We start from the raw sequence: 18,889 nt of genomic DNA, 5'->3' as shown, positions 1-18,889 counted from the left end.
GCGCGGCGCCGGACGGCGCCGCGCGGTCGCAAACCAGATCAGAGGATTTTCTGACCGGTTTTGGCCCAATCGGCCAGAAAGGTTTCCAGACCTTTGTCGGTCAGCGGGTGATCGGCCAGTTTCTTGATCACGGTTGGCGGCGCGGTGATGACATCGGCACCAATGCGGGCACTTTCGGTGACGTGGTTCACGGTGCGGATCGAAGCGGCCAGAATTTCGGTTTCGAACCCGTAATTGTCATAGACCTGACGGATGTCGGCGATCAGATCCATGCCATCCAGGTTGATATCGTCCAGACGGCCGATGAAGGGCGAAATGAAGGTCGCACCCGCTTTTGCAGCCAGAATCGCCTGATTGGTCGAAAAACACAGGGTGACGTTGACCATCTGTCCTTCGTCGCTGAGCGTCTTGCAGGTTTTCAGACCGGCCCATGTCAGCGGAACCTTCACGGCGATATTCGGGGCAATCTTGGCCAGCTTGCGGCCCTCGGCGATCATGTCGTCAGCTTCGGTGGCGACAACTTCGGCGGAAACGGGACCGTCGACCAGATCGCAGATCTCTTTTGTCACTTCCAGAATGTCGCGGCCCGATTTCAGGATCAGCGAGGGGTTGGTGGTCACGCCGTCCACCATGCCCAGATCGTTCAGTTCAGCAATGGCGTCGATCTCGGCAGTGTCTACGAAGAATTTCATGAGGGCAGTCCTTTGATGGGTTGGCCTTGGTCGCGGATGGCTTTACCTCAAAGAGAGCCATGCTGGAACCCCCTGCAAAGGATATGCTGTGAGCGCTAACGGATTTTTCGACGAGGGAGAGCTGATTGCGGTGCTGACAACGCAACCGCTTGACCGGACGTTGGATTACAAAGCGCCGGAAGGAGGATGCTTTCTGGGTGCGTTTGTCGAGGTGCCACTTGGTCCGCGCAAGGTGTTGGGCGTGGTCTGGGGGCCGGGGCAGGGCGGTTTCGATCTGAACAAGGCGCGATCGGTGATCCGTCTGCTGGAAGTTGCACCGATGCGCGAGGAAATGCGGGCATTCCTCGGCAAGGTTGCCGACTATACCCTGACACCGATGCCCGCGATGCTGCGGCTGGCGACCCGCGCGCCGGGGCTGGGTGACCCGCCGTCCATGCGCAAGATCTATCGTTTGGGAGCCACCCTGCCAGACCGGATGACCGACGCCAGAACCCGTGTACTTGACGTGTTGCGCGACTATGGCGGGTTGGCATTCACGTTAAAGGAACTGGCGGAACAGGCAGGGGTAACTTCGTCCGTTGTCAAAGGCTTGGTCAAGCAAGGCGCGGTTCGTGAAGAAGACAGCCCGCGCGACCTGCCGTATCCGCATCTTGATCCCGATTTGCCGGGAAAGGACCTGACCGAAGATCAGGCAAGTGCGGTTGCGCAGCTTCGCGCCGGGCAACGGACGGGGAATTACGGCACGACGCTGCTGAAAGGCGTGACGGGTTCCGGCAAGACAGAAGTCTATCTGGAGGCCGTGGCCGAAGCGCTGCGCATGGGGCGGCAGGCGCTTGTCCTTTTGCCTGAAATTGCGCTGACCGCAGAATTCCTGACACGGGTTGAGGCGCGGTTTGGCGCGCGCCCTGCCGAGTGGCATTCGGGCGCGACCATGACTGAACGCAGGCGAGTCTGGCGGATGGTCGGGCAGGGGGAAGCTCAACTGGTTGTTGGCGCGCGGTCAGCCCTGTTTCTGCCATATCGCGATCTGGGGCTGGTCGTGGTCGACGAGGAACACGACACCTCGTACAAGCAGGAAGACGGGGTGCATTACAGCGCGCGCGACATGGCGGTCCTGCGGTCGGCCATCTGCGGCGCGCGGGTGATTCTGGCAAGCGCAACCCCCTCGCTGGAAAGCTGGGCAAATGCTGAGGCAGGTAAATATGATCGGATCGACCTGACTTCGCGCTTCGGCGCGGCAGTGTTGCCCGAGATGAAGCCCATCGACATGCGGGCCGAACAGATGCAGGCCGGAACGTGGATATCTCCGACTTTGCGGCAAGCGGTGCAGCAGCGGATCGAGAAAGGCGAGCAGTCGCTTTTGTTCATCAATCGTCGGGGATATGCTCCTGTAACCCTGTGCCGCGCCTGCGGGGAACAGATCGCTTGTGACCATTGCGACGCGCGCATGGTCGAACACAGATTCCTGAAGCGCCTGATGTGCCACCAATGCGGCGAGACCAAGCCGATGCCCGAGATCTGTCCTTCCTGCGGGGTCGAGGGCAAGCTGGCTCCGGTGGGGCCGGGCATTGAGCGTTTGGCCGAAGAGGCCGAGGTGACTTTCCCCGAGGCCAAAATTGCCATGCTAAGTTCTGATCTTTTTGGTTCAGCCCGGGCATTGAAAGCCAAGATTGAAGAGATCGCCGCCGGGGATGCCGACATTATCATCGGCACGCAATTGGTCGCCAAAGGGCACAACTTTCCCAAATTGACATTGGTTGGTGTGATCGACGCTGATCTTTCCCTTCACGGTGCGGACCTGCGCGCGGCTGAGCGTACGTTTCAATTGATGCGGCAAGTGGCTGGGCGTGCGGGACGGGCTGACAAGCCGGGGCAGGCGCTTTTGCAGACATTTCAACCGGAACACCCGGTGATCCGGGCCATCCTCTCGGGTGATGAGGAAGGGTTCTGGAAAGCCGAGGCAGCGGGTCGGCAGGCGGCAGGCGTGCCGCCCTATGGTCGCATGGCCGGGATCGTGTTGTCGGGCCCCGAGGTTGGACCGGTTTTCGATATCGGCAATGCAATGGCCCGCAACGATGCGCCCCTGCGCGCGATCGGTGCTCAGGTCTTTGGCCCTGCGCCTGCACCCATTGCGCGTATACGCGGACGTCACCGTGTCCGCCTGCTGGTCAAGGCCCCCAAGGGCGCACCAATCCAGGACGCCATCGCTCGTTGGATCGCCCCGCTGCGCCTGAAAGGCGATATCCGCCTGACCGTCGATATCGATCCACAAAGCTTTTACTGACTATTGCATTAACGCAGGGCCATTGTGCGCTGGTCGCTTCCCCCTCGCCAAAGTCGGGAAATGGGCGTAGAGGATTCTCATGCTGAAACCCATGCCCCTTGCCGAGGCGCAGAGCCTTCCGTTCTGGCGTCGTCCTGTCACGCTTCTGTTCGTGATGGCCTTGACCATGCCCATCGCGTTCAACGCGTGGAGCGCGCTGTTGAACAACTTCGTCATTGAGGCAGCGAATTTCGACGGGGCCGATATCGGCCTGCTGCACACGGTGCGCGAGATTCCGGGCTTTCTGGCGGTCGGCGTGATTGCCGTCATCATTTTCATTCGCGAGCAGGTGCTGGCCATGATCTCGCTGATGATGCTTGGGGTCGCAACGGCTTTGACGGCGTGGTTCCCAAGCCTTGGCGGATTGTTGTTCGTGACCTTGTTCAGTTCAATCGGGTTTCACTACTATGAGACTGTGAACCAGTCGCTTCAGCTGCAATGGCTTCCCAAGGATAGCGCACCGCAGGTATTGGGGTGGCTGGTCGCTATGGGCTCGGCAGCAACGATGGTGGTGTACGGGCTGATCGTTCTGACCTGGGAGCGGTTCGATCTGTCCTACAACTTTGTCTTCATGGCCGCTGGCGGTGCAACAGCTTTGCTGGCCCTGTTTTGCCTGTTCGCCTTCCCACAATTCGATGCCCCCACGCCGCAAACCAAGAAACTGATCCTGCGCCGTCGATACTGGCTGTATTACGCTCTTCAATTCATGGCGGGCGCGCGGCGACAGATCTTTGTCGTCTTTGCCGGGTTCATGATGGTTGAGAAGTTCGGCTTTGAAGTGCATGAGCTGACCAGCCTGTATCTGATCAACCTGATGATCAACATGATGGTTGCTCCGTTGCTGGGTAAAGCAGTGGCCAGGTTTGGCGAACGGCGCACGTTGATCTTTGAATATACCGGTCTGGCAATCGTGTTCGCAGCCTATGGTGGCATCTACTGGTTTGGCTGGGGCGTGCTGTTGGCGGCGACACTCTATGTCATCGACCATGTTCTGTTCGCGCTGGCGCTTGCACTTAAAACCTATTTTCAGAAAATCGCCGATCCGGCGGATATTGCGCCAACTGCCGCAGTCGCGTTCACGATCAACCATATCGCCGCTGTATTCTTGCCCGCGTTGCTTGGTTTGCTCTGGGTCGTGTCGCCAGGTGCCGTGTTTGGCCTTGCGGCGGCGATGGCGGTCGTTTCTCTGCTGCTGTCCCTGCTGGTTCCGCGCCACCCCGAACCGGGCAATGAGACCGTCCTGAGCAAATACGCGCCAGCCCCGGCGGAATAGGCCGCAAAGCTTGACGTCGGCGGCGCACCGTCCTACGCGCAGTGCCAACTGACACAGGAGTTCCGGATGCCCACATTCACTGCGCTGACCACGCTGACAGGTAAGAAAGCCGCCGAAGGTCTGGGCGAAGCGATGGAGCGTCTGGAGCCCGAACCAACCGGCGTCGGTGTGTTCGAGGTCGAAGACGGTTCGGGCCTGTGGGAAGTGGGCGGGTACTTTACCGAAGCCCCTGACGAGACCGCATTGGCCGTTCTGGCAGTTGCTTTTGAAGCCAAACCTTTTGTTGTGTCGGAAGTGCCTGAAACCGATTGGGTGGCCCATGTGCGGCGAGAGCTTGCCCCGGTTGAGGCGGGCCGCTTTTTTGTCTATGGCAGCCACGATGCCGACAAGCTGCCCGACGGTCGCATTCCACTGCTGATCGAGGCGGCAATGGCCTTTGGTACCGGACATCACGGTACCACGCTGGGATGTTTGAAAGCTCTGGACCGGTTGTTGGATGAAGGGTTCAGTGCCTCGAAAGTAGCGGATATCGGTTGCGGCACGGCCGTTCTGGCCATGGCGGCAGCTCGGGTATGGGATGGCGATTTCATTGCCAGCGATATCGACGAGGTGGCCGTTGAAGTGGCCGAAGCCAACCTGAAGGCAAACGGTATGTCCGGCGCGGTTCAGTGTGTTGAATCCGCAGGTTTCGATCATCCCGACCTCAAGGCGCACGCACCCTACGATCTGATTTTTGCCAATATCCTCAAAGGGCCTTTGGTAGCTTTATCACCCGAAATGGCAGCGAATCTCCGCCCAGGTGGGCACGCGATCCTGTCGGGAATCCTTAACGAACAGGCCGATGACGTGGTTTCCGTTTATTCACAAAACGGGTTCAATCAGACCTATCGGGCCGAGATTGGTGAGTGGACGACCCTAATTTTAACCAAACAGGGCGCGAATTAGGCCATTTGCAGGAGTTTTATAGGTTTTTGCCACGTTTTTGTCGCAATCTCTTTTTACCGTTTTCTGAATGAAGTCGAGGGGGGCGGTTTTTGGAGGCTGCCATGACGGGTAAACAACTGGAGTTCAATCAGCGCGTAAGTCGCCTGAACAAGAAACACCAAAAGATGAGCCGTGGCTATCGCGCGACGATGCGCAAGGATGGCCTGGTGGTGATGAGGCCGCAGCGGGTGAGTTCGGCGGTGCCAGCAAAGGTGCTGCTGCTTACGCTTGTGGGTTTCTTCGCCTTCAAAGCATTTCTTTTGTCCCACCTTGGCCCGACCGGCTATCAATATCGGATCGACAGTCTGAACGAAGGTACGCCGGTCGAAAAAGCCGGTGCCTGGGTGATGCAAATCGACCCTGTGTCGCAAGCCCTCGCCGCTCAGCTGAACAAAGTTTTCTACTAATCCGCTCCCTCGGATTAAAAAAAACACCGCGTACCCTTATGGTGCGCGGTGTTTTTGTGTGCCCCTCAAGGGAGGAGGAAGGGGCAAATAAGTATAGTGGCCGGTTCTTAGCGGCGACCTTCGGCGATGGAGTCGATGTCACCACGGCACAGGCCGATATCGTCCAGTTCGCGGTCGGTCAGACCGGTCAGCGCGTTGCGGGTTACGCGGGCGTCATTCCATTCAACTGCGGCGTTAACGGCCGATACGAAAAATGCGCCGATACGGCCAACAAGGCCGAACGAGCCAGTGGTAGCGACGCGGGTTGTGTCCAGTGCAGCCATATCCTGTTTCCTTCTGGTTAGTGTTCACATTGCATTTCTGCGATCTGCGGGGCATCTAGTGCTGTCATTTCGTTCGCACAAGTTCAGTTTTTGCATGTGTCCTATGCGTTTTCTGCAAGGCTTCACGAAGCTGTAATCCCCTTTAACAATTGGTGAAAAAGCCTTTGGGAAAGTGTCGAATTCAGACTTCACTGGGTCGCAAAACGCGCCCGAAGTCGCGCCTGAGACACGCGTGTCGTTTTCAGCCCTAGGGTCAATTCGCTTGGAAAATGTTCACGCTTCGTGCTAGGCGTTGAAAAAAGATCACACAACCCGAGCAGGCCGAGGCAAAATATGCGAATTCTGGGCATCGATCCGGGGCTTAGAACCCTGGGATGGGGCGTCATCGAATCAAATGGCAGCCGCCTGAGCCATGTGGCCAACGGGTTGTGCAAATCGGATGGGGACGATCTGGGCGAGCGGCTGCTGTCGCTGCACAATCAGATTGTCGAAGTGATTGCGGATCACAGACCCGACCAGGCTGCCATCGAACAGACATTCGTGAACAAGGATGGGGCCGGAACCCTCAAATTGGGGCAGGCGCGTGGCGTGGCTTTGCTGACGCTGGCACAGGCCGGTTTGCCGGTGGGGGAATATGCACCCAACCGGGTGAAAAAGACCGTGGTGGGCGTGGGTCATGCCGAGAAAGAGCAGGTTTTGCATATGGTCAAACTGCAATTGCCGGGCTGTTTGCCGAAAGGGGCCGACGCGGCGGATGCACTGGCGATTGCGATCTGCCATGCCTATTACGGGAAAACGCAACAGGCGCGTGTGAAAGAGGTGCGGGCATGATCGGCAAACTGACAGGGCGGCTGGATTACCGCGCGGTGGATCATGTGCTGATCGATGTTCGGGGCGTCGGCTATCTTGTCTATTGTTCCGACCGGACCTTGGCGGCATTGCCGGGGGCGGGTGAGGCGATCTCGATCTACACTGACATGGTCGTCCGCGAAGACCTTATGCAGCTTTACGGGTTTCTGTCGCTTGTCGAGAAAGAGTGGCATCGCCTGCTGTGCTCGGTTCAGGGGGTCGGCGCGAAGGTGTCGCTGGCGATCCTGAGTGCATTGGGGCCCGACGGTGTCAGCCGCGCAATTGCCCTGGGGGACTGGGGTGCGGTCAAGGCGGCCAAGGGCGTCGGGCCAAAAACCGCCCAACGGATCGTGTTGGACCTCAAGGACAAGGCACCCGGAGTGATGGCCATGGGCGGCACGATTGCTCAGGCGATGGACGGGCCGGAACTTGAGGTTGTTGAACCGAATGACTCTACACCCGCGCCGAGACGTGTTCCGAAACCGCCATCGGGTGCCGCGGCCGCGTCTGCCGGGGCGTTGTCGGCGCTGGCCAATCTTGGATATGGGCCGTCCGAGGCGGCAGGTGCCGTGGCTGAAGCGGCTGCAAGCCAGCCGGATGCTGACGAGGCTGATCTGATCCGCGCGGCCCTCAGGCTGCTGGCTCCGAAAGGGTAAGTGAATGGTTGACGCTGATCCCACCCTGCGCCCGGAGCCCCTGCCGGAAGACAATGACCGCGCTTTGCGTCCTCAGGGGCTGGATGAATTCATTGGTCAGGCTGAGGCGCGTGCCAACTTGCGCATCTTTATTCAATCCGCCCGGCAACGCGGCGAGGCGATGGACCACACCTTGTTTCACGGACCTCCGGGGTTGGGTAAGACGACCCTCGCACAGATCATGGCGCGTGAACTGGGGGTGAACTTTCGCATGACCTCTGGCCCGGTTCTGGCCAAGGCGGGGGATCTGGCGGCGATCCTGACCAATCTTGAATCGCGGGATGTGTTGTTCATCGACGAGATTCACAGGCTCAACCCGGCGGTGGAAGAAGTGCTGTACCCGGCGATGGAAGATTTCGAGCTGGATCTTGTTATCGGCGAAGGCCCTGCTGCGCGCACTGTACGGATCGAGTTGCAGCCATTCACACTGGTGGGGGCCACCACGCGGATGGGCCTGCTGACAACGCCCTTGCGTGACCGGTTTGGTATCCCGACCCGGCTTCAGTTCTACACGGTTGATGAATTGCACGAAATTGTCACTCGGAACGCGCGAAAACTGGGCGCGCCTGCGGATAACGATGGTGCGCGCGAAATCGCGCGCCGGTCGCGCGGAACGCCACGTATCGCCGGGCGATTGCTGAGGCGTGTTGTGGATTTCGCGATTGTCGAAGGGGACGGGCGGATCACACGGGACCTTGCCGATGGTGCCTTGACCCGTCTGGGCGTCGATAATCTGGGCCTTGATGGTGCGGACCGGCGGTATCTGAAGCTGATTGCCGAAAACTATGCAGGTGGCCCGGTGGGGATTGAAACCCTGTCTGCCGCGCTGTCCGAAAGCCGCGACTCGCTTGAGGAAGTGATTGAGCCCTATTTGCTGCAACAGGGGCTGATCCAGCGTACTCCGCGCGGGCGGATGTTGGCGCAGAAGGCGTGGACGCATCTTGGGATGGCCGCGCCCAAGCGGCAAAGCGATCTGTTCGGTTGAAGCCAGCGCGCTTAGATTTTATGCCTTTCGGCGAGAGTATTTTTGAAAAGATGAAGGGCTGGCGGTGACACAGGAAGAAATTGAAGCGCTGTTCACACGCGAAAGCGGCGAGTTTCTGTTTGCGCGCTGGGGGCGGCCTATTGTTCCGATCGTTTTCGGCGTCGAAGACGAGACGCTGGCCACCGTAAAAGGGGCTTTCGAAGCCGTTGTCACGCTGGCCGGTCACCAAATGGCCGAGACGGACCCTGAGCTTGGCGCGAATTGCATGGTTTTCTTTTTCCGGGACTGGCAGGAGCTGCTGGAGGTACCGGACCTTGATCGATTGATCCCGGATCTGGAACCTTTGGTCGCGCGTCTGGTCGCGGCAGATGCAAACCAGTACCGCATTTTCCGGTTCGAAGAAGATGGCGCGGTCCGCGCGGCGTTTGTGTTTCTGCGCATGGACAAGGAATTGTCCAAGGTTCCGGCGGAAACCCTTGCGCTCAATCAGGTCGTGCAGACCATCTTGCTCTGGTCGGACACTGCATTTCGCAATCAATCTCCACTGGCAATCGCAGGTGAGGCCACGATCCTGCGTCCCGACATCGCGTCCTTGATCCGGGCGGCCTATGATCCGGTTTTGCCACGGGCGGCACAGGATGCCTCGCATGCGTTAAGGCTGTTTGCCCGACTGGAGGCGTTGCAATGAAACACACCTACCCCATCCGCGTGTATTATGAAGACACCGACATGGGTGGGGTTGTCTATCACGCGAACTACCTGCGCTATATCGAGCGCGCGCGCTCGGACTGGGTGCGTAATCTGGGCAATGACCAAAACGCCATGCGGGAGGAGGGCATTGTTTGGGTCGTGCGGCGGGTCGAGGCCGAGTATCTGGGGCCTGCAAGGTTTGATGATGAATTGATCGTCGAAACCGAGGTCACCGAAATCTCGGGCGTGCGTCTGACTATGGCGCAGCTTGTTCGCCGCGGTGAGACCGAAATATTTCGTGCATCTGTCACGGCCGTTTGCATCAATAAAGCGGGCAAACCGATCCGATTGCCGGCAGAGATTCGCGCATTGATGTAACAATTTGCGGACCATGGGTGGTTCTGTTGGCTTTTCATGACCAACTGAGATAGCGTTTGGCAAAATAAGGCCAAACGAACGGCCATCAGGCAAAACAAAGAGCAGGTTCATGGAAGCTGAAACGCTGGCGCTGGCGCAGGAGATCGACTTCTCCATGTGGGGGCTGTTTGCCCGCGCGACCTTTATCGTCAAACTGGTGATGCTGGTACTTACCGGCGCATCCATCTGGTCCTGGGGGATCATCATTCAGAAGCTGATCAACTATCGCGCGGCCCGACGCGAGGCGCAGGTTTTTGATGAAAGCTTCTGGTCGGGCAACCCGTTGGATGAGTTGTTCGAGCAGATCGGAACGCAGCCGGATGGCAGCTCGGAAAAGATCTTTGCGTCAGGCATGATCGAGTGGCGCAGGTCGCATCGCAATGATGGCGGGCTGATTGCCGGGGCAACCGCACGGATCGACCGGTCGATGGATGTCGCCATCGCGAAAGAGGCGGAAACCCTGCAAAAAGGTCTTCCCATTCTGGCAACTGTCGGCTCCACGGCTCCGTTTATCGGGCTGTTTGGCACCGTTTGGGGCATCATGAATGCATTCATCGAGATTGCCGAACAGCAAAACACCAACCTTGCCGTTGTGGCCCCCGGTATTGCCGAGGCGTTGATGGCGACAGGGTTGGGCCTTTTGGCGGCGATCCCGGCGGTGATTTTCTATAACAAACTCAGCGCCGATAGTGACCGGATCGTTGGCGGCTATGAAGCCTTTGCGGATGAATTCGCAACCATTCTGTCGCGCCAGTTGGACAGCTGACGATGGGCGCTGCGATCCAGCAATCTTCGAACGGCAATGGGCGCAGGCGTGGTCGGCGTCGCGGTCGCGCGCAGCCGATGGCCGAGATCAATGTGACACCTTTCGTGGATGTCATGCTGGTGTTGCTGATCATCTTCATGGTGGCCGCGCCATTGCTGACGGTTGGTGTTCCGGTCGATCTGCCCAAGACCGCAGCCAGTGCGCTGCCCGGCGACAACGAAGAGCCTTTGACCGTGACCCTGACCGCAGACGGCCGCGTGCAGATCCAGACCACCGACGTGTTGCGCGAAGAGTTGATTGGCAAGCTGCGTGCCATTGCGGCAGAGCGGAGCAGCGACCGGGTTTTCCTGCGGGCCGATGGCGCAATCCCTTATGCACAGGTGATGCAGGTCATGGGTGCGCTGAACGCGGGCGGGTTTTCCAACGTTGGCCTTGTGACCGATACCGGCGGGCCGACGCTGGATGAAGGTGGAGAGTGAGGTCGCACGGTGGATACCGGCACCAAGATTTCAGCGATTGCGCATGTCAGCCTGATCGGATGGGCGATGTTCGGCGGCACCTTCCGGTCCGAACCGTTGCCGATGGCTGTGCAGGATGTCTCTGTGATCCCGGCTGAACAATTCGCGGCCATGACGGCCCAGCGGGATGCGCCGGAACTCCCCGAAGTGCCGACCGCGTTGCAGCAGCCGCCCGAGCCGGAGGCTGTGACCAAGCCGCCGGAACCCAAGATTGACGAACAGCCCCGCCCTGAACCTGTTGCACCGGCTGAACCAGAACCAGAGCCAGAGCCCATCATCGTGGAAGCGCCGCCAGAACCCGAGGTTCCTGACGAGCCTCCGGTTCTGACGGAACCTCAGGTCGAACCTGTTGCACAGCCTGCGCCGCCCGGTCCGGAGGCACAGCCGCGCCCATCAGACCGCGTCGCGCCCGAGGCAATAGCTCCGCCACCGCCCGAGGCAAAGCCTGATGATTTTGAAACGCCTCCGGTATCCCTGGATGAAGGCGCAGAGGTTCAACAGGAACAGCAGGATCAGACCGCGCCGCAAGAGGCAGCCCCTGAGATTGTGACCGAGGCCGAGGAAACCAAGGACCAGTCGCCCCTGACATCTCCGCGACCGCGCGTGCGCCCAAACCGGCCAAGCCCGCCGCCGGAACCCGCTGTGGCCAAAACGCCTGAGGCGACCCCGGAACCTGAGAACCAAACCGATGAAACGGCAATCAACGACGCCCTGGCCGAAGCCTTGGGCAGCGGGTCCGAACCTTCTGGCCCACCGCTGACCAGCGGAGAGAAAGACGCGATGCGACTGGCTGTCTCTGGATGTTGGAATGTGGGTTCCTTGTCCACGGATGCGCTGAACACTGTGGTTGTTGTTGCGTTTTCACTGAACCGTGATGGTACGGTCGTCGGTGGCAGTGTTCGGATGCTGGACAGCTCTGGTGGCTCGGCGGGAGCCGTTAAACAGGCCTACGAGGCTGCGCGACGTGCTATTTTGCGCTGCGGGGCCAAAGGATATGATTTGCCTGCTGACAAATACGAACATTGGCAGGATGTTGAGATTACATTTAACCCCGAGAGGATGCGGATCAAATGATGAAGCTTCTGACCAGCCTCTTTGTCGGCCTGACACTGATGTCTGCGCCGGTTTATGCACAGAACGGGCCTTTGCGCCTGGAACTGGATGAGGGGATTATCGAACCCTTGCCCTTTGCCGTTCCGAATTTTGTGCCGGACGGCCCGGCCGCAGCTCAGTTCGCGCAGGATATATCGCGCGTGGTGGCGGCTGACCTGACCGGGACCGGGTTGTTCCGCGAAATCTCCTCGGATGCGTTCATCAGCCGAGTCAGCAGCTTCGAAGCTCCGGTTCAGTTTGCGGATTGGAAGGCGATCAACGCTGACGCGCTGATCACGGGCGCTGTCAATGTGTCCGGTCAGAAACTGACGGTTCGGTTCCGGGTGTGGGATGTGTTTTCGGGCCAGGAACTGGGCAATGGTCTTCAGCTAGCAGGTACCACCGACGGGTGGCGGCGCATGGCGCATAAAGTGGCCGATCAGGTCTATAGCCGGATCACAGGTGAAGGCGGTTATTTTGACAGCCGCGTTGCCTTTGTTTCGGAAAGCGGGCCGAAGGACCAGCGCCTGAAGCGTTTGGCGATCATGGATTACGATGGCGCGAATGTGCAGTACATGACTGACAGCGCCGCAATCGTTCTGGCGCCCCGTTTCTCCCCCACCGGTGACCGGCTGCTTTATACAAGTTATGAAAGCGGCAGCCCGCGCATATACGTGACTGAAGTCGGGCGCCCGAAACCGCGGGAACTGAAGACGCAGGACGGGACGATGAGCTTTTCGCCACGGTTCTCGCCGGATGGCCGGTCGATTGTCTATTCGCTGATTCAGGGCGGCAATACCGATCTGTGGAAGATGGATATCGCCTCGGGGCAAAGTACGCGCCTGACCAACACGCCTGCAATTGAAACGGCCCCCAGCTATTCACCTGATGGCAGCCGGATCGTCTTTGAAAGCGACCGCTCCGGCGCACCGCAATTGTACGTGATGGTAGCAAACGGGGGCGAGGCCACGCGGATCAGCTTTGGCGCGGGCCGCTATGGTACCCCGGTCTGGTCACCGCGCGGCGACCTGATCGCCTTTACCAAGCAGAACCAGGGCCGGTTCCATATCGGCGTGATGCGCATCGACGGGTCAGAAGAACGTTTGCTGACAGCCTCTTTCCTGGATGAAGGCCCCACGTGGTCGCCCAATGGCCGGGTCATTATGTTTACCCGCGAAACGCAGGGGGCCAGTGGTAGGGCATCGCTTTACTCGGTGGATATCTCGGGTAGGAACCTGCGCCCGGTACGTACACCGGACGGCGGCAGCGATCCGTCCTGGGGTCCATTGCAGAATTGATCGCAGCAAAGTTCACAACAAATCGTCCCTGTGGTAGACAGGCGGCAATAAACATAACACGAGGCACCTGAAATGAACGTATTGAGCAAAGTTCTGGCGCTGGGCGCGCTGAGTGTGATCGCCGCCTGCACAAACAATGACCCCTCTGCCTTGGGTGGCGGTAGTGGCAGTGGCGTAGGATCCATTGTCCCCGGATCACCGAGTGATCCACGCTCACCCGCGTATTTCCAGCAAACGGTCGGGGACCGTGTCCTGTTTGCCGTTGACCAGTCGACGCTGTCGCCCGAGGCGCAAACAGTGTTGCAGGGGCAGGCGGACTGGCTGCTGGCCAATCCGGATTTTGTCGCAACGATCGAAGGTCACGCTGATGAGCAGGGCACGCGGGAATACAACCTTGCACTGGGCGCACGCCGGGCGAACGCTGCGCGTGAGTACCTGATTTCGCGGGGCGTCGCGGGCAGCCGCCTGAACACCGTGAGCTATGGCAAGGAACGCCCGATCGAGATTTGCAGCACCGAGGAATGTTATTCCAAGAACCGTCGTGCGGTAACGGTTCTGACCGGGTCAACTCTGGGGTAAGATGATGCGCATTGCAGGATGGGTTTTGGCGGCGGTTGTGGCGACGGCTGGTGTTGCACAGGCACAGGATCAACAGACCCTTGCGGATATCCGTCAGGAACTGACGGTGCTGCACGTGGAAATCCAGCGTTTGAAGCGCGAGTTTTCTACTACGGGTTCGCCCGCACCAAACCTGTCCGGCAGTTCGGTTCTTGAACGGGTGGATGCCATCGAGGCCGAATTGCAGCGCCTGACCCGCCAGACCGAGCAATTGAACCAGCGGGTGCAGAACATTGTCACTGACGGCACCAACCGTATCGGTGACCTTGAGTTCCGGCTGGTTGAACTGGAAGGCGGCGATTTGTCGACGTTGGGTGAGACCTCGACATTGGGCGGTGACACGGCCACTGTGATAACCGGACCAACAAGTATCGAAACGCCAACGGCGACCGATAATGGTGAACTTGCCATAGGTGAGCGTGCTGATTTTGATGCTGCTTCGCAAGCGTTGGCCGATGGCGATTTCCAGACTGCTGCCACGTTGTTTGCGCAGTTTGAAACAAGCTATCCCGGCAGTCCGCTGGCGCCCGAAGCCAACCTGAAACGCGGTCATGCCCTAGAAGGGATTGGCGACACACGCGAAGCGGCCCGAGCATTTCTGGCCAGCTTCACGGGTGATTCCGAGGGCGCGTTTGCACCCGAGGCGCTGTACGAACTGGGCGCGGCGCTTGGCCGTTTGGGACAGACCGATCAGGCCTGCATCACGCTTAATGAGGTCGGAGTACGCTTTCCTTCTGCGCCAGAGTTTTCGAGCGCCACGCAGGAGATGACCGCGTTGGGATGTACTTGAACCATCACTCCGGCAAACTACTTGCAGACCTGCGCGCCCGGCTACCCGAAACACTTCCGCGCAAGTTGGGGATTGCAGTTTCGGGAGGCGGCGATTCTGTCGCCTTGATGCACCTTTTGCATCAGGTGGCGCAAGATGAGGCCATCACCCTTTTCGTTGCCACGGTCGACCACGGTTTGCGACCCGAATCCGCGTGCGAGGCCGAAACCGTATCCCGGCTGGCGGCTGCGTTGGGGATGTCTCATGATACGCTGCGTTGGTCGGGATGGGACGGTACCGGCAACTTGCAGGACCGGGCACGTCAGGCGCGATATGATTTGTTATCCGAATGGGCGAAGGGCCGCGGAATCGACGCCATTGCGCTGGGCCACACCGCAGATGATCAGGCGGAAACACTGCTGATGCGGTTGGGCCGATCATCCGGGGTCACGGGCCTGTCCGGCATGTCGGCTATTCGGAAACGGCGGGGTCTGACGTTGCTGCGTCCGATGCTGGGGATCACCCGTGAACAGCTGCGCACCTATCTGACTGAGGCTGGCGTAGCATGGGTGGACGATCCTTCGAATCAGGATGCCCGTTTCGATCGGATCAAGGCGCGCGAAGCTTTGGGTGGGCTGGAACCTTTGGGAATTGATGCGCTTTCATTGTCCCGCGTGGTGGACAATCTGGCGCAGGCACACACGGCACTTGGCCTCTGTGCGCAAGAATCCGCAGGGTCCGTGGCGCAGGTGGATCAAAGTGACGTGAGGGTGAACAGGGCCGGATTTGCCGTGTTGCCCCTTGAGATTCGGCGTCGTGTCCTGCTGGGAATCCTCTCGTGGATTGCCGGGTCGGGTTATCCTCCACGTCAGGCGGCAGTGGATCAGGCAATGGATGCAGTTGCGAATGGGCAATCGGGGTCAGTGGGCGGTTGTCTGATTGTTCCACAAGGCGGGAGTGTTTGGATTTGCAGGGAATTTAATGCCGTGAAATCTCAGATCGCGGCGCCCAGTGCTGTGTGGGATCGCAAATGGCGGCTCAGCGGACCGGCAATAATGGGCGCAGAAATCCGCGCTTTGGGCGGTGAGGGGTTGCAACAGGTGCCCGAGTGGCGTGCAACCGGGCGTCCCAGGATAGCGTTGACGGCGACGCCTGCGGTTTGGATTGCGGACAGGGTGCTGGCCGCCCCGCTTGCGGGTCTCGCGAATGGCTGGCATGCCAGGCTTGCGTCAGATTGGCCCGAGTTCCACGCATCTTTTTTATCGCATTGAACATACGACAATCCTCTCTATTTTAAGAGGTAACTTGGCAGCGTCTCACCTGCCGGAACTTTTAGGAGAATTTCCTTGGGCAACGCTCGCAATATCGCGTTTTGGGTCGTTTTGTTCCTGCTCATCCTTGCACTGTTCAATCTGTTCAGTGGACCGGGCGGAACGCTTCAGAGCAACGAGAAAACCTATTCCGACTTTGTCGGTGCCGTCCAAAGCGGTGAAGTCAAGAACGTGACCCTGGATGGTGAACAGATTCGCTATACCCTGCAAAGCGGTGCCAGCTATGTCACGATCAAACCCGGCGACGCCGAAGTGACCAAGCTTCTGATCGAAGAAAACATCCCCGTTCAGGCCGTAAAACAACAGCAATCAGGCTTTCAGTCGTTCCTGATCACGCTGCTGCCTTTCCTGCTGCTGATCGGTGTCTGGGTCTATTTCATGAATCGGATGCAAGGCGGCGGCAAAGGTGGCGCGATGGGCTTTGGCAAGTCCAAGGCCAAGATGCTGACCGAAAAGCATGGCCGCGTGACCTTTGACGATGTTGCCGGTATCGACGAGGCCAAGGAAGAGCTGGAAGAGATTGTCGAATTCCTGCGAAACCCGCAGAAGTTCAGCCGCCTTGGTGGCAAGATCCCCAAGGGCGCGCTGCTGGTTGGCCCTCCGGGTACCGGTAAGACGCTTCTGGCCCGTGCCATTGCGGGTGAGGCGGGCGTGCCGTTCTTCACCATCTCGGGTTCGGATTTTGTCGAAATGTTCGTTGGTGTGGGTGCGTCCCGCGTGCGTGACATGTTCGAGCAGGCGAAAAAGAACGCGCCCTGTATCGTGTTTATCGATGAAATTGACGCTGTGGGTCGTCATCGCGGCGCCGGGTATGGTGGCGGCAACGACGAGCGGGAACAAACGCTCAACCAGTTGCTGGTCGAAATGGACGGGTTTGAGGCCAACGAAGGTGTAATCATTCTGGCGGCGACAAACCGCAAGGATGTTCTGGACCCTGCGCTGCTGCGACCGGGCCGGTTCGACCGTCAGGTCACAGTCGGCAACCCGGACATCAAGGGCCGCGAGAAAATTCTGGGCGTTCACGCACGCAAGACGCCGCTGGGCCCCGATGTCGATCTGCGCATCATCGCGCGCGGTACGCCCGGCTTCTCGGGTGCGGATCTGGCCAACCTCGTGAACGAGGCTGCGTTGATGGCCGCACGCGTGGGTCGTCGCTTTGTCACCATGGAAGATTTTGAAAACGCCAAGGACAAGGTGATGATGGGGGCCGAGCGCCGCTCGATGGTGCTGACGCAGGATCAGAAGGAAAAAACTGCCTATCACGAAGCGGGTCATGCTGTTGTTGGTCTGTCTCTGCCCATGTGCGATCCGGTCTACAAGGCGACCATCATACCGCGCGGGGGTGCGCTGGGTATGGTGGTTTCGCTGCCGGAAATGGATCGCCTGAACTATCACCGGGATGAGTGCGAACAAAAGCTGGCGATGACCATGGCAGGTAAAGCTGCCGAAGTCATCAAGTATGGCGAAGATCACGTGTCGAACGGTCCTGCCGGGGACATCATGCAGGCCAGCCAACTGGCACGCGCCATGGTGATGCGCTGGGGTATGTCGGATAAGGTCGGCAATATCGACTATGCCGAGGCGCATGAGGGATATCAGGGCAATACTGCCGGGTTCTCGGTATCGGCTCATACCAAGGAACTGATTGAAGAAGAGGTAAAGCGTCTGATCCAGCAAGGCTATGAACAGGCGCACAAGATTCTGACCGATCAGAACGAGGAATGGGAACGTCTGGCCCAAGGTTTGCTGGAATACGAAACGCTGACCGGTGACGAAATCAAACGCGTCATGAACGGGGAGTCGCCCGGCGATAGCGATGACCGGAACGACAAGTCGGACGAGGGCAGTGCGCCCAGCGTGACAGCCATCCCCAAGACCAAGGCAAAGAAATCACCACCTGAGGGTGGGATGGAACCTGAACCGACAGCATAACCAGCAAGAACCCGGGCTCTGACCCGGGTTTTTCTCTTTCCATCAGAGCGTTACTGAGCATTATGCGCTGGCAGACACCAATGGGAAGGGAAGCGCGTATGCCGTTTTTGCGGGAAACCGAATTTGCAGCCGAAGTTCTTTGGCTGGGCCTTGTTCCTGCCGGCGGATCGCTTCGTGCCAAGCCCGTTGAGTTGCTGGATCTTGGGTTTGAGGGCGTGAAAGGCGAGCGGCACGAAGGTCTGAACCGTGCGTCCTGTGTTCGGGTCTCGAACCTCTATCCCAAGGGCACTGAATTCCGCAATGTTCGTCAACTGTCGGTGCTGTCCTTGGAAGAGTTGCAGCAGATCGCGCAGAACATGGGGCTGGACCAGCTTGACCCGTCTTATCTGGGCGCATCCATAGTGCTGAAAGGTATTCCGGATTTCTCGCACATTCCGCCGTCCTCGCGTCTTCAGGCGGTCAACGGGCTGACGATCACTGTGGATATGGAAAACGCACCTTGCGTATTGCCCGGTCGCGAAATCGAAGCGGATCATCAGGGGTATGGTGCAGGGTTTAAACCTGCTGCCGTCGGACGCCGGGGTGTCACGGGCTGGGTCGAACGTCCCGGGCGCATTCAACTGGGCGATCACCTCAAGCTCTTTGTTCCGGACCAGCCTGCCTGGAGCCCTGAAAATATGCAGGTTTCCGATTAGTTCCCGATGAAGTGACCTGACGACGCTTCGCGACGCCAGAATGTCGGAATCCATGGCTAATCAGATTGTACACAAGGGTATGGAATGCGTAGCGCCGACGTTAGACGTCGGTTTTGCACGGTATTCAATCAAGGACCCCGGCCAATGAGCTATAAATCCGACATCGAAATTGCGCGTGAAGCGAATAAGAAGCCGATCCAGGAGATCGGCGCGAAGCTTGGAATATCCAGTG

Annotated in this window: 20 protein-coding genes; 18 read left to right on the top strand and 2 right to left on the bottom strand. The window is 59.0% G+C overall.

Features of this window, described 5'->3' with window-relative positions; translation table 11 throughout:
• Positions 1–38: 38 nt before the first annotated feature.
• Complete coding sequence (fsa, locus tag ACR0EK_RS12295) at positions 39–692, bottom strand: fructose-6-phosphate aldolase (protein WP_480967834.1); 654 nt, start codon at positions 690–692, stop codon at positions 39–41.
• Positions 693–780: 88 nt separating this feature from the next.
• Here fsa and ACR0EK_RS12290 point away from each other — a divergent pair, with 88 nt between their 5' ends.
• From ACR0EK_RS12290 to ACR0EK_RS12275, 4 genes are all read left to right on the top strand, one after another.
• Positions 781–2,976 (top strand): primosomal protein N', encoded by a 2,196-nt coding sequence (locus tag ACR0EK_RS12290; RefSeq protein WP_480900109.1) that lies wholly within the window; start codon positions 781–783, stop codon positions 2,974–2,976.
• A gap of 79 nt (positions 2,977–3,055) precedes the next feature.
• Positions 3,056–4,288, top strand: a complete 1,233-nt coding sequence (locus ACR0EK_RS12285) for an MFS transporter (protein WP_480967833.1) — start codon at positions 3,056–3,058, stop codon at positions 4,286–4,288.
• Between the two features lie 66 nt (positions 4,289–4,354).
• Positions 4,355–5,233 (top strand): 50S ribosomal protein L11 methyltransferase, encoded by an 879-nt coding sequence (locus ACR0EK_RS12280; protein WP_480870762.1) that lies wholly within the window; start codon positions 4,355–4,357, stop codon positions 5,231–5,233.
• 89 nt (positions 5,234–5,322) lie between these two features.
• Positions 5,323–5,679 (top strand): hypothetical protein, encoded by a 357-nt coding sequence (locus ACR0EK_RS12275; RefSeq protein ID WP_267364115.1) that lies wholly within the window; start codon positions 5,323–5,325, stop codon positions 5,677–5,679.
• 107 nt (positions 5,680–5,786) lie between these two features.
• Here ACR0EK_RS12275 and ACR0EK_RS12270 read toward each other — a convergent pair whose 3' ends face one another.
• Positions 5,787–6,002, bottom strand: coding sequence for a DUF1127 domain-containing protein (locus ACR0EK_RS12270; protein WP_267364114.1), 216 nt, complete (start codon positions 6,000–6,002; stop codon positions 5,787–5,789).
• Between the two features lie 333 nt (positions 6,003–6,335).
• Between ACR0EK_RS12270 and ruvC the strand changes: the two genes are divergently transcribed.
• From ruvC to ACR0EK_RS12200, 14 genes are all read left to right on the top strand, one after another.
• Positions 6,336–6,833, top strand: coding sequence for a crossover junction endodeoxyribonuclease RuvC (ruvC, locus tag ACR0EK_RS12265; protein WP_209598197.1), 498 nt, complete (start codon positions 6,336–6,338; stop codon positions 6,831–6,833).
• Positions 6,830–7,507, top strand: a complete 678-nt coding sequence (gene ruvA / locus ACR0EK_RS12260) for a Holliday junction branch migration protein RuvA (RefSeq protein WP_480900106.1) — start codon at positions 6,830–6,832, stop codon at positions 7,505–7,507. Before ruvC ends, ruvA begins: the two co-directional genes overlap by 4 nt.
• 4 nt (positions 7,508–7,511) lie before the next feature.
• The gene (gene ruvB, locus ACR0EK_RS12255) at positions 7,512–8,531 is read left to right on the top strand and encodes a Holliday junction branch migration DNA helicase RuvB (RefSeq protein WP_267364110.1); all 1,020 of its coding nucleotides are present in this window, start codon (positions 7,512–7,514) and stop codon (positions 8,529–8,531) included.
• A gap of 64 nt (positions 8,532–8,595) precedes the next feature.
• Positions 8,596–9,219 carry a hypothetical protein gene (locus ACR0EK_RS12250; protein WP_480900104.1) on the top strand — a complete coding sequence of 208 codons (624 nt, stop codon included), beginning with the start codon at positions 8,596–8,598 and terminating at the stop codon, positions 9,217–9,219.
• Positions 9,216–9,599 carry a tol-pal system-associated acyl-CoA thioesterase gene (gene ybgC, locus ACR0EK_RS12245; RefSeq protein WP_480483971.1) on the top strand — a complete coding sequence of 128 codons (384 nt, stop codon included), beginning with the start codon at positions 9,216–9,218 and terminating at the stop codon, positions 9,597–9,599. The genes ACR0EK_RS12250 and ybgC overlap by 4 nt, the downstream gene beginning before the upstream one ends.
• A 109-nt stretch (positions 9,600–9,708) precedes the next feature.
• A complete protein-coding gene (tolQ, locus tag ACR0EK_RS12240; protein WP_209505518.1) occupies positions 9,709–10,404 on the top strand; it encodes a protein TolQ in 696 nt (231 codons plus the stop codon).
• 2 nt (positions 10,405–10,406) lie between these two features.
• Positions 10,407–10,883, top strand: coding sequence for a protein TolR (gene tolR / locus ACR0EK_RS12235; protein WP_480483970.1), 477 nt, complete (start codon positions 10,407–10,409; stop codon positions 10,881–10,883).
• 9 nt (positions 10,884–10,892) lie between these two features.
• On the top strand, positions 10,893–11,996 hold the full coding sequence (locus ACR0EK_RS12230; RefSeq protein ID WP_480900103.1) for an energy transducer TonB: 1,104 nt from the start codon (positions 10,893–10,895) through the stop codon (positions 11,994–11,996).
• On the top strand, positions 11,993–13,312 hold the full coding sequence (gene tolB, locus ACR0EK_RS12225) for a Tol-Pal system beta propeller repeat protein TolB (RefSeq protein WP_480900101.1): 1,320 nt from the start codon (positions 11,993–11,995) through the stop codon (positions 13,310–13,312). Before ACR0EK_RS12230 ends, tolB begins: the two co-directional genes overlap by 4 nt.
• Positions 13,313–13,384: 72 nt before the next feature.
• Positions 13,385–13,891 carry a peptidoglycan-associated lipoprotein Pal gene (pal, locus tag ACR0EK_RS12220; protein WP_480622769.1) on the top strand — a complete coding sequence of 169 codons (507 nt, stop codon included), beginning with the start codon at positions 13,385–13,387 and terminating at the stop codon, positions 13,889–13,891.
• A gap of 4 nt (positions 13,892–13,895) precedes the next feature.
• The gene (ybgF, locus tag ACR0EK_RS12215; RefSeq protein ID WP_209598305.1) at positions 13,896–14,720 is read left to right on the top strand and encodes a tol-pal system protein YbgF; all 825 of its coding nucleotides are present in this window, start codon (positions 13,896–13,898) and stop codon (positions 14,718–14,720) included.
• Entirely contained in the window at positions 14,711–15,970 is a 1,260-nt protein-coding gene (gene tilS, locus ACR0EK_RS12210; RefSeq protein WP_480900098.1) for a tRNA lysidine(34) synthetase TilS, read from the top strand. Before ybgF ends, tilS begins: the two co-directional genes overlap by 10 nt.
• A 75-nt stretch (positions 15,971–16,045) precedes the next feature.
• Positions 16,046–17,962 (top strand): ATP-dependent zinc metalloprotease FtsH, encoded by a 1,917-nt coding sequence (ftsH, locus tag ACR0EK_RS12205; RefSeq protein ID WP_267367030.1) that lies wholly within the window; start codon positions 16,046–16,048, stop codon positions 17,960–17,962.
• 98 nt (positions 17,963–18,060) lie between these two features.
• A complete protein-coding gene (locus ACR0EK_RS12200) occupies positions 18,061–18,657 on the top strand; it encodes an MOSC domain-containing protein (RefSeq protein WP_480967863.1) in 597 nt (198 codons plus the stop codon).
• The last annotated feature ends 232 nt before the right edge of the window (positions 18,658–18,889 follow it).

It is taken from the genome of Ruegeria sp. AE4, assembly GCF_056542185.1.
The sequence above is the reverse complement of the archived record's forward strand: the minus strand, read 5'-3'. Positions and strand labels throughout refer to the sequence as shown.